General features: G+C 71.4%; 9 protein-coding genes and 1 riboswitch. Of the genes, 4 read left to right on the top strand and 5 right to left on the bottom strand.

From position 1 onward, the window contains the following. Together AB1460_RS33230 and AB1460_RS33225 are read right to left on the bottom strand one after the other, a co-directional pair. The coding region (locus tag AB1460_RS33230) for an ATP-binding protein (RefSeq protein WP_368966195.1) at positions 1-1128 on the bottom strand (1128 nt) is incomplete at its 3' end. Positions 1129-1307: 179 nt separating this feature from the next. Continuing rightward, positions 1308-1438, bottom strand: a riboswitch (cobalamin riboswitch). A 149-nt stretch (positions 1439-1587) separates the two neighbouring features. Next, positions 1588-2664 (bottom strand): site-specific integrase, encoded by a 1077-nt coding sequence (locus AB1460_RS33225; protein WP_420497434.1) that lies wholly within the window; start codon positions 2662-2664, stop codon positions 1588-1590. Between the two features lie 458 nt (positions 2665-3122). Here AB1460_RS33225 and AB1460_RS33220 point away from each other — a divergent pair, with 458 nt between their 5' ends. The 3 genes from AB1460_RS33220 to AB1460_RS33210 all read left to right on the top strand — a co-directional run bounded on the left by AB1460_RS33220 (position 3123) and on the right by AB1460_RS33210 (position 6719). After that, positions 3123-3713, top strand: a complete 591-nt coding sequence (locus AB1460_RS33220) for a winged helix-turn-helix transcriptional regulator (protein ID WP_368966192.1) — start codon at positions 3123-3125, stop codon at positions 3711-3713. A 180-nt stretch (positions 3714-3893) separates the two neighbouring features. Then, entirely contained in the window at positions 3894-4535 is a 642-nt protein-coding gene (locus tag AB1460_RS33215; RefSeq protein ID WP_368966190.1) for a carbonic anhydrase, read from the top strand. A 471-nt stretch (positions 4536-5006) separates the two neighbouring features. Further along, positions 5007-6719: a hypothetical protein gene (locus AB1460_RS33210; protein WP_368966188.1), complete on the top strand. Its 1713-nt coding sequence runs from the start codon at positions 5007-5009 to the stop codon at positions 6717-6719. A 198-nt stretch (positions 6720-6917) separates the two neighbouring features. On the opposite strand, the gene AB1460_RS33205 is transcribed toward AB1460_RS33210, so the two are convergent. Both AB1460_RS33205 and AB1460_RS33200 read right to left on the bottom strand, forming a co-directional pair. Further along, positions 6918-7778, bottom strand: coding sequence for a tetratricopeptide repeat protein (locus tag AB1460_RS33205; RefSeq protein WP_368966187.1), 861 nt, complete (start codon positions 7776-7778; stop codon positions 6918-6920). Between the two features lie 207 nt (positions 7779-7985). After that, positions 7986-8789 carry a GntR family transcriptional regulator gene (locus tag AB1460_RS33200; protein WP_368966186.1) on the bottom strand — a complete coding sequence of 268 codons (804 nt, stop codon included), beginning with the start codon at positions 8787-8789 and terminating at the stop codon, positions 7986-7988. A gap of 123 nt (positions 8790-8912) precedes the next feature. Here AB1460_RS33200 and AB1460_RS33195 point away from each other — a divergent pair, with 123 nt between their 5' ends. Beyond that, positions 8913-9689 carry a class I SAM-dependent methyltransferase gene (locus AB1460_RS33195; RefSeq protein WP_368966185.1) on the top strand — a complete coding sequence of 259 codons (777 nt, stop codon included), beginning with the start codon at positions 8913-8915 and terminating at the stop codon, positions 9687-9689. Between the two features lie 15 nt (positions 9690-9704). Here AB1460_RS33195 and AB1460_RS33190 read toward each other — a convergent pair whose 3' ends face one another. Continuing rightward, a complete protein-coding gene (locus AB1460_RS33190) occupies positions 9705-10667 on the bottom strand; it encodes a D-alanine--D-alanine ligase family protein (protein ID WP_368966183.1) in 963 nt (320 codons plus the stop codon). Positions 10668-10796 lie beyond the last annotated feature (129 nt).

Genomic DNA, 10796 nt, shown 5'->3' with positions numbered 1-10796 from the left:
GGGATGGGTATAAGGGGCAGTGTGGGGGGTCTGGGTGGGCCAGCGCTGCCCGCCACCCGGCGACCCGCCGCCTCCGCCCGGACCGTCGTCGTCCCCGTCGGGCGGGCTGATCCGGTCCCGCAACGCGTCGTCGACGGTCTGCGTCAGACCGGTGTCGTCCGCGGCGCCGGGGGCGTCGAACGGGCCGCGGCGGCGCCGGTGCGGCAGCACGAACCGGGCCGCGACCCGAATGTCGTCCGCCAGCACCTCCTCGCGGCCCTCCCACGCCGCCACCGCCATCGCTGTGCGGGCCAGCACCACGTCGGCGCGCATCCCGTCCACATCACACGCCGCGCACACCGCCGCCACCGCGTCCACCGCCGCGTCGGCGAGGACCATGCCGGCGAGCCGGTCACGGGCGTCGGCGATCCGGGCGGCCAGCTGCGCCTCGTGGCCCTCCCAGGCGGCGCTGAAGCCGGCCGGGTCGGCGTCGAACGCCAACCGGCGGCGGATCACCTGCGCGCGCACCGCCGGGTCCCGGCTGGCGGCGACCGTCACCGTCAACCCGAACCGGTCCACCAGCTGCGGGCGCAGCTCCCCCTCCTCCGGGTTCATCGTCCCCACCAGCCAGAACCGGGCCGGGTGACGCACCGACACCCCGTCCCGTTCCACCTGCGCCACCCCGAGGGCGGCCGCGTCGAGCAGGACGTCCACGAGATGGTCGGCGAGCAGGTTCACCTCGTCGACGTAGAGCACCCCCCGGTGGGCGGCGGCGAGCAGCCCCGGCCGCAGCGCCGTCACCCCTTCGGCCAGCGCCCGGTCCAGGTCCAGCGCGCCGGTCACCCGGTCCTCGGACGCCCCCACCGGCAGCTCGACGAGACGCGCCGGGCGGGTCAGCGCGGTCGGGGACGGATGCGGCCCGTCCGGGCACTGCGGCGCCGGTGCCTGCGGGTCGCAGGAGAACCGGCAGCCCGCCACCACCGTCACCGTCGGCAGCAGCGACGCCAGCGCCCGCACCGCCGTCGACTTCGCGGTGCCCTTCTCCCCGCGGACCAGCACCCCGCCGACCGCCGGGGACACCGCGTTGAGCAGCAACGCCAGCCGCAGCTCGTCCAACCCGACCAGGGCGCTGAACGGAAACGTCACCACCGGCCCGCACACCCCCGCCCGCACCCCGGCCTCGCAGGTCGCTCGCCGGGTGGCAACGCGGATGGCTGGGGTCTCGCCGGCATCGCCGGCCTTGCCGTCACGGCGGTACGCACAGTGGTGGGCATGGCGAAACGTCCTCCCCGGGGTGTCCTCGCCCTCGAAGCCAGCGCGGACGGCGGCAGTATCCTGGCTCCCGGATCAACGCCTGCCCTCGGTCTTCCAACGGCCATCCTCGCCGCCGTGACCGTGTGCTGAGGTCGACTCCCCGGTGACAGTGGCGGGACCGCGCCGGATTCGCACCGGCTTCCTGCCCGACCGTCCGGCGCTCAGCATGGCACATCGGGCATCACGCCGGGGCCCGCCTGAGACCCACGCCCCGTTCCGGGCCACCGCCCCCCAGCAGCACCATCGGGGGGTATCGGGGGTTCGCGCACCCCCCACGGTGGGGGTTGCAGGGGGTTACAGGCCGACGCGACCCGACGGGTTGTCGGCGTCGAACAGCCGCCCGGCGCGCACGTACGACTCCAACGACGCCGCCGACCGCCAGCGGCCCTGCCGCATGATCGACCGGTCGGTCACCCCGGCGCGGGCCGCCGCCGTCGCGAACCCCGACCGCAGCGAATGCCCGGCGAAGTCCGCCGGGTCGAGTCCCGCGGCCGCGACCCGGCGCTGCACGATCCGTGCCACCGACCCGGGGTAGAGCCGTACCGCGCCGACCTGCCCATGCCGGTTGATGCCCCGGAACGCCGGCCCGCCGGCCAGCGGCACCCCCGCCCCGGCCGCCGCCGCCACCCAGGCGCGCCACGCCCGGACCGGGCACGTCGGACGGTACGACCCGTACGACAGACCCACCTGCGCGCCGGCCGCCTCCTGGTCGGTCTTCGACCGGCGCACCGTCACCACCAGCCCGTCGTCGGTCTCCACCAGATCCGCGGTGTTCAACCCGACCAGCTCGCTGCGACGCAGGCAGCCGGCGAACCCGACGAGTAGCAGTGCCCGGTCCCGCACGTCGGCGAGCACCGCGTCGTCGAGACCGGCGACGACCCGGGACAGCAGCGAGGTGTCCAGCGCCGCCTTGCGGGACGGGGCGACACCGCGGGAACGGCGGATCCCGTTCCACACCGCCGACACCTCCGCCGCGCCCGTCGGGTTGACCGCGTGGGCGAGCTGGTGGGCCACCGAGATCGCCGCCAGCCGGCGGCGGATCGTCGACGGGGCGTACCCGGCGTCGGCCAGCGCGGCGATGTACCCGGCGACGGTCACCGCGGACGCCGGCAGGTCACCCAGCCCCTCCTGCGCGCACCAGGCGTGGAAGTGGCGCCAGTCGGCGTCGTAGGCCCGCCACGTCGAGGGCGCCTTGCCCGCGCGGACGAGTCCGTCGAGGGTGTCGGCGAGTCGCGCTGGCACTCCGGGTACCGCTGCTGGCGCGGTGGCGAGCACGAGCTCCGCTCCCCCGGCCACCACCGGATCCGGCTCGAACACCGGATCCGGCTCAGGCAGTGGGCCCGCCTCAGGAAGCGGATCCGCTGCAAGCATTGGGCCAGGAGCAGCAACGGATACCTGCTCAGCCCCTGCTGAGGAAGTACTCGTGGTTTCCGACCCTGGTCCGAGATCCAGACTAGGTCTGCCACCCGGTCCCTGGTCGGCTCCCGGGTCAGATCGGATCGGCGCATCAGGGGTGGAACACAGGGCAACCATCGGATGTGTGTCGTCCACGGTCCCCGAACCTCCCTGAGTGCCGTCCCGGCTGACTTCCGAGAAGGGAAGGTTATCGGAAGTCAGCTTGGATCGGGACAGCGACCCACCAGCAGCTTCGCCCACCACCCCAGCTCTGTCCTCCCCTGCTGATCTGCATCACCAGGCCGGTGTCGAGCCCCTGCCAGATCCCGAGTAGACACGAACTTCGTGATCGTCAATGAGGTCGGAGCCAGTGTCTAGGATGACTTCCAGGTCTGGTGTGAGATTCGTACCGACCCTCGAAGAAGGACGTGAGCATGGACAGTGAGCTCCAGAGCGGTCCCGAGGTCTCAGAGACATCCGAGTCGGATCCGGGCTTGGTGCTGCCTGTGCTGTCCGAGGGAGACGGGAGAGACACCCCCCAGATCGATACCGAGGTTCCCGCGGTGGCCGGGGATGGTGCGGAGACCACCGAGCCTGCGCAGCCCGCGCCGGAGACGGCGGATCAGCCACCCGCAGCGGACCCACGGGCCGGCCTCGCGCTCCTCGCGCGCAGCCGGACCCTCGAACTGCTCGCCGCGCTCGGCACCGAGGACGCCCCGGTGCGCTACCGGACCCTCGCCGCACGGCTGGGCACCACCATGCTGGCGACCCGCCTGCGCGAGCTCACCGCCGCCGGCCTGGTCGTGCGCCACGTCGACACCGGCCCCCCCATCGAGGTCAGCTACACCCTCAGCCCCACCGCAGCCCCCCTCACCGGCCCGGTACGCGACCTGCTGGCCTGGGCGGGGACGTACACCCCACCCGGACAGGTACCGCATCAGGCCGAACCGGGTGAGGAGGAGCTTTCGACCACCGAAACCGCGCAACACCCGTCCCCGGTCGCCAGCGGCGACGACCGGGAGTAGGACCGGCGAGACGACGAGACACCGTCTGCGTCGGCGCGGCACCACCGGTGCCCGTCGTCGCCAACTCCCGCGACCCTGTCTGTCGGACTTCCGCGACCCTGTCTGTCGGACTTCCGCAACGCTGGTGGCGTTGTCGCGATCGGGCTCGTTGCGCCCCGGACCAGCGATAAGTTGCTGTGTGTGTCCGACTTTGATCTCGCTGTCTCCTCGCCCGCCGAGGCGTTCGCGGTCCTGAGGGAGGGCAACGCGCGTTTCGTGCAGGGTGAGCGGCTGCACCCGAACCAGGACGCCGACCGCCGCTCGGCGGTGGCGCCCCGGCAGCGTCCGTTCGCCGTGCTGTTCGGATGTTCCGACTCCCGACTGGCAGCCGAGATCATCTTCGACCGGGGGCTGGGAGACCTCTTCGTGGTCCGGACCGCCGGGCACGTCGCGGGGCCCGAGGTACTGGGCAGCATCGAGTACGGCGTCAGCGTGCTCGGCGCGCCCCTCGTCGTCGTTCTCGGACACGATTCGTGCGGCGCCGTCACCGCGGCGTCCGAGGCGGATCGTGACGGAACCGCCCCGGCGGGCTATCTCGGGGACGTGGTCGAGCGGGTCATGCCCAGCGTGCTGTCCGCGCGGGCAGCCGGGCACACCGATATCGACGCGTTCGTGCGCACGCACATCCGGCGGACGGTTGATGGCCTGGTCGGCCGGTCGGTCCTGCTCGCGGCCGAGGTCGCCGCAGGACGATGCGCTGTGGTCGGCCTGTCGTACCGGCTCGCGGAGGGCACCGTCGGCGTGGTCAGCAGCCACGGACCGGTACCCGCGGCCCTCCGCTGACCTGCACCGAAAATTCTCCGGTTGCCGTACCGCGGACCACACCCGGCGACCGGCCTCGTCCCCGGTAATCCAGGCATCCTGGCGGAAGAACTTACGTCAACGCAGGCCGAGAACCTGACGTGGTGCTGCATCCCGGGGTTCGTCGTCGAGGCGTCGACCAGCACATTCGCTGCTTTCTCGGCCAGGAATACCGGAATCCCGCACCGGCCAGCCGCGGTCACCCGTGGGAAGACGGGCCCGTGGGAAGACGGGACAAGGTCCGGATGCGCCGGGCATATCGATGCCCGGCGACATGGGTACGTCACCCGAACATCAGGCCGAACATCAGGCCGGACATGAAAAACCCGATCGGTCGGCCATCTTTCAGAGCTTGGTCGTCATAGCATGGTGGCGATCGGTCATACCGTTGGCGCCAGCAGATATGTGCTGCGAGGACGGCGTCCGACGACGTGTGCGTGGGGGCGATACGGAATGCGTGAGCGTCTGCTGGGGCAGGTGAGGGCCCGGCTGCGTCGGTGCACCATCGACGGCGATCCGACAGCGGTCCTGGCTCCGGAAGCACTCATCGAGGTGGCGGCACTACTTGAGACGGTGTCCAGCCCGGCCGAGGACCTGGAGATCGCCCACACGGCGGGGCTGCTGTACTGGGTGCGCTGCCTGTCCAGTAACGATCAGCGGGATTTCTCCACCGCGCTGGATCTGCTTGCACCGGTGTACCAGGTACGTCCGGGGATGGTCCCCGACCAGGTACAGGCCATCTTCGACGAGCACGGTCCCGGCACGTTCGAGACCGCCCCGCTCGAGACCGCCCCGCTCTGGACCGCCCGCGCTGTCGGTCTTCTGGAAGACGCGATGCGTGCCGGTGACCCCGCCGCGCTGGACACCGCGATCGACCTGTTCCAACAGGCGGTGGAGGTCACCCCCGTCGACCATCCCGACCGCGTGGTGCGCCTGGGCAACCTCAGCGCCGCCCTGCAGTTCCGGTTCGAGCGGCGTGGGCAGGCAGACGATCTGAACGCCCTCATCGACTTACGTCACCAGACAGTGCGGGCTGCGCCCATCGACCACCCCGACCGTCCCATGTACCTGGTCAACCTCAGCACCGCCCTGCGCCTCCGATTCGAGCGGACCGGGCAGCCGGACGACCTCGATAACGCCCTCACGGCCGGCCGGGACGCGGTGGCGACCATCTCCACGGACCATCCCCACCGTGCCTGGTGTCTGTCCACCCTCGGCGGGGCTCTATGTCTCCAGGGCGAGCGGACCGGGCAGCTGGACGACCTGGACGCGGCCATCGACGTCCTGCGACAGGCGGTGCGGGTCGCTCCCGCCCGCGACCCCGACCGCCCCGCCTACCTGGCCAACCTCAGCGCCACTCTGCAGACCCGGTTCGAGCGGACCGGGCAGACGGACGACCTGAACGCCATCAGCGATCTACTCCGACAGGCGCTGGAGCTCACCCCCGCTGACCACCCCAACCGCCCCGCCTACCTGGCCACCCTCAGCAACACGCTGTGTATCCGGTACGGACGGACCGGGCAGCCGGACGACCTCGATAACGCCCTCACGGTCGGCCGGGAAGCGGTGACGGTCACTCCCACGGATCACCCCCACCGTGCCTGGTGCCTGTCCACCCTCGGCGCCGCCCTGCGCGTCCGGTTCGGGCGGACCGGGCAGCCGGACGACCTGAACGCCATCAGCGACCTACTCCGACAGGCGCTGGAGCTCACCCCCGCGGGCCACCCCAACCGCCCCGCATACCTGTTTGACCTCGGTGCCACCTTACGCATCCGGTTCGAGCGGACCGGGCAGATCGACGACCTGAACACCGCCATCGATGTCCTGCAACAAGCGGTGGAATCCCCTCCCACCGACCATTCCAACCGACCCGCCTACCTGGTCAACCTCAGCGTCGCCCTGCAGACCCGCTTCGAGCGGACCGGGCGGCTGGAGGACCTGAACGCCGCCATCAAGGCCGGTCAGAACGCGGTGGCAACCACCCCCACCGATCATCCCGAACGCGCCCAGTGCCTGTCCGTCCTCGGCATCGCCCTGCGTACCCGGTTCGAGCTGACCGGGCAGATCGACGACCTGAACACCGCCATCAGGACCAGTCAGGACTCGGAGGAAACCACCTCCACCACCTCCACCACCTCCGCGGCCGAGACCACTCCACCACCCTGACCAGATTTTCCCTGATGGATCACCCCGGGGTCTGTGGAGACCGGGACGTTTCAGTCGCCTTGATGATGGAATCGCGCAGGCGACGGATTCGGGCTGAGGTCGAGAGGGTCGCACTCTCGTCAAAGATGAAATATTCGCGCATCCGGCCGACGCCGACCAGTGTGATCATCTGCATCGGGGGCCCGCAGCCCGCTCGGTTCAAGTTCTCAGCGCCCTGGTGGTCTCGTGGACTTCGGGGGCGTCGAGTGCGGCGTAGATGTCGCGGGCCGACCGCCAGTGCTCGCGGGCGGTGTCGTGGTCGCCGAGGTCGTCGAGGGCACGGCCGAGGCCGGCGTGGGAGCGGGCCTGCTCGTAGCTGTCCTGGGTGGCGAGGGTCAGGGTGAGCGCCTGGGCGTGGTGGTCACGGGCCTGCTCGGGATGGCCGGTGGCATGGAGGTGTTCCGCCAGCCCGTTGTGCGCGCGGGCCTGGCCGTTGTGGTCACCGATCTCCTCGTAGAGGTCGAGGGCCCGGCGGTGATGATGTGCGGCGTCGTCATGGCGGCCCTGCGCGTGGTGGACGAGGCCGAGGTTGGTCAGGGAGTCCGCCTCGCCGTTGCGGTCGGCCAGGGCCAGGTAGAGGACGAGGGCCCGCTGATGGTGATCGGCCGCGAGGTCGTGTTCGCCCTGGTGGCAGTAGACGTTGCCGAGGTTGCCCAGCGCGTGGGCCTGTCCGCGGGTGTCGTGGGTCAGCTGGTGCAGCTCAAACGCCCGCTGCTGGTGATCAACGGCCAGTGCGTACCGGCCCTGCCGCCAGTGGACGTGGCCGATGTTGCCGAGGGCGCGAGCCTGACCCCGCTGGTCGCCGGTCTTCTGACAGAGGTCGAACGCGCGCTGGTTGTGGGTGAGGGCCTCGTCGTAGCGACCCTGCCGCCAGTAGATGATGCCCAGGGCGGTGAGCGCCCTGCTCTCACCGCGTTCGTCGCCGATCTTCTGGAAGAGCGTGAGCGCCTCCCGGGCGTTCTCGGCGGCGTGTGCGTACCGCCCCTGGTGCCGGCAGATACCTGCCAGGCTGGTCAGCACATGCGCGTGCTGGGCGTGGTCGCCGAGGGTGCGGGCGGTGTCGCAGGCGTCGGTGTAGAGGGCGACCGCCTCGGTCAGATGGGCGCCGAGGCCCGGCGCACCTGGGACGAGCTGTGGGCCGACGACGGGCGGCGAGGCGCCGAGACAGGCCGCTGGGCGGACCGGGCCAAGGCGCCGCTTCTGACCAGCGGCCTGACATTCGACAGGTCAGGGGGCGGCCGGTCGGTTCTCTGCGGTGGCGGGTGTGGTGGGCCAGCGGGCGGTGTCGTCGCGGGTGATCGGCTGGCTGGTGACCTCGAAGCGGTGTCCGTCGAGGTAGGTGATCGTGACTTCGATAGGGCGTCCGGTCCTGCCGCTGATCGAGATACGGGCGAGGGCAAGGAGCGGGGTGCCGCGGGAGAGACCGAGGTCGCGGGCCTGCTCGGGGGTGGCTGCTGCCGCGCCGACGCGCGGGTGCCAAGTGAGGGGGCCGTGGCCGAGGTCGTGCTCGAGCCGGTCGTAGATGCCTCCGGGTCCGGTCGAAGCGGCTTCGAGGACCGTGCCGCGGGCCAGGGTGACGGGCAGGTAGGAGTCGGCGATCTGGACCGGGTGGCCGTCGGGACCGACGACCCGGTGGCGTTCCAGCACCTCGTTGCCGGCGGGGATGTCGAGGAGGCGGGCGATGCGCGGGGGTGCGGGCAGCCAGCGGCGGGGGGGTGGCGCAAGGGGGCGCCAGTGGCCGGCGGCGGCGTTGAAGATGTAGCCGAGTTCGTTGCGGCGGACCTGGCCGCCGACATCCACCGGCTGCCGTGGCGCGGCGGGATCGAGAACGAGAGCTCCCGATCGGTCGACGATGCGGATGCGGCCTTCCAGCGCCAGCAGGCCGAGGGCTTCGGTCAGGACGCCGCGGCCGACCGAGAACTCCGCGGTCAGCTGGCTGTAGCCGGGCAGGTGGCTACCCACGGGGTAGGGGGTGGGGTCGGCGTCGAGGCGTCGGCGTAGCTCGGCAGCGATCTGTTCATATCTGGTCATACCGGCACTCCTCGTCACCCAAACTGTACCGGTACTGTTTTCGATCACCTGCTGGGATCACTCTGTCTGTACCGGTACAGCAGACGTTACCAGTGTGTAACGCCACGATGGGCGAGGTGTTTGATGACGGCTGATCATTACCAGGAGTCGACGTACGGCGACGCGATCGCCGACACCTACGACGATCTCTACGGCACGTTCGTCGCCGACCCCATACAGATCAAGATGCTCGCCCACCTCGCCGGTGACGGACCCGCCGTCGAGATCGGCTCGGGCACCGGACGGGTCGCGCTCCCCCTGGCCCGCGCGGGGGTCCCGGTCGTGGGGATCGACGCCTCCGGGGAGATGACCCGCCAGCTGCACCGCTCGGCCGTGGCGGAGGGGCTTGCGGTCACCGCGGTCGAAGCCGACGCGGCGAGTTTCACTGTCGCCGACCCGGTTCCGCTGATCTACGCCGTGTTCAACACGTTCTTCCTCCTCGCCGACCGCGATGTCCAGGCCCAACTCCTGAGCCAGGCCGCGAAGGCCCTCGGCGACGGCGGTTCGCTGGTGCTGGAGACGTTCGTGCCCCGGCCGGGACGGCTGCCGGACGGGCCGCATCCCGGCGTGTTCCCCGCCGACTCGGCCGTGGTCGTCAAGCAGCGCAGCACCGGGCATGTGGTGCTGTTCGCCGCCACGAACACCCCCACCGCGCGCACCTTCGACTACCACGAGATCGTGCTGGCCGACGGGGCGCCGGTCCGGATGTACCCGGGCCGGATGCTCTACCTGTGGCCCGAGGAGATCGACGCCCTGGCGGCAGCCGCCGGTCTCCGGCTCGCGTACCGGTGGGGCGACTGGGACGCCACCGCCTACGACCCCAACACCGCCCGCAAGCACATCTCGGTGTACCGCCGCTGAACGACGGCCCCGTACTCAGCCGCGAGGAACGTGGCGGTCGTAGGCGTGGGCCGCCAGGTCGCGGCAGACCACGGCGAAGTCGAGTCCGGCGGCGTGCAGGCCCATCGGCCAGGTGCTGGTGTCGGTCATGCCGGGGGCCACGTTCACCTCCAGGAACTGCGCGACACCGTCACCGTCGACGATCATGTCGGTGCGGGACAGGTCCCGCAGCCCCAGCACCCGGTGCGCCGTGAGCGCGGTCTCGGCCGCGGCGCGCAGGATCTCCTCGTCGAGGCGGGCCGGGGTGAAGAATGAGGTGGCGCCCGCGGTGTACCGGGCCGCGTAGTCGTACACCCCCGTGGTCGGTTCGATCTCGACCGCCGGCAGTGCGATCGGCCCGTCGCCGCTGTCGAGGACACCGATGGCGATCTCGACGCCGGCGACGGCCTGTTCGATCAGCGCCGAGTCGTGGTAGCCGAAGCAGCTCATCAGCGCCTCAGCGAGTCCACCGGCGTCGTCGACGCGGGTCACGCCGAACGCCGACCCGCCCGCGCGGGGCTTCACCACCACCGGCAGCCCCAGCCGGGCAACGATCCGCTCGATCAGCGCGGCGGCCCCCAGGTCGTGGAACGCCTCCCGGGGCAGGGTCACCGCCGCCGGCGTCGCCACCCCCGCGGCGGCGACGGCCGCCTTCGCTGTTGCCTTGTCGAACGCCACCCGGCAGGCCGGGGGCAGGGCGCCGACGTAGGGCAGGTCGTACAGATCCAGCACCTCGCGGATCGTGCCGTCCTCGCCCGAGGTCCCGTGCAGCACCGGGAACACCACATCGGGCGGGTCGGCCGCCAGCGCGGGCAGCGTCGCGGCGTCGACGTCGGCGAGGTCGGCCTCGACCCCGATACGGGTCAGCGCGTCGCGCAGCCGTCCCCCCGAGTGCAGGGAGACCTCCCGTTCGGGGGACAGCCCGCCGGCGAGGATCAGCACACGGCCCAGATCAGTCATCCCCCTACCTTCTTCCTTGGGTCGACTCGGGCCGGTCGTAAGGTCCGGGGGCCCAGGGGTGTCGGGTGTGGCTCTCAGTCATCTGCCGTGCGTGTGGCTTGCGTCGATTGGCCGCCCGGCGCCCCCTCG

This window comes from Parafrankia sp. FMc2, from assembly GCF_041008525.1.
Classification (GTDB): Bacteria; Actinomycetota; Actinomycetes; order Frankiales; family Frankiaceae; genus Parafrankia.
Note: the sequence above shows the minus strand (reverse complement) of the source record. Positions and strands in the feature narration are given on the sequence as shown.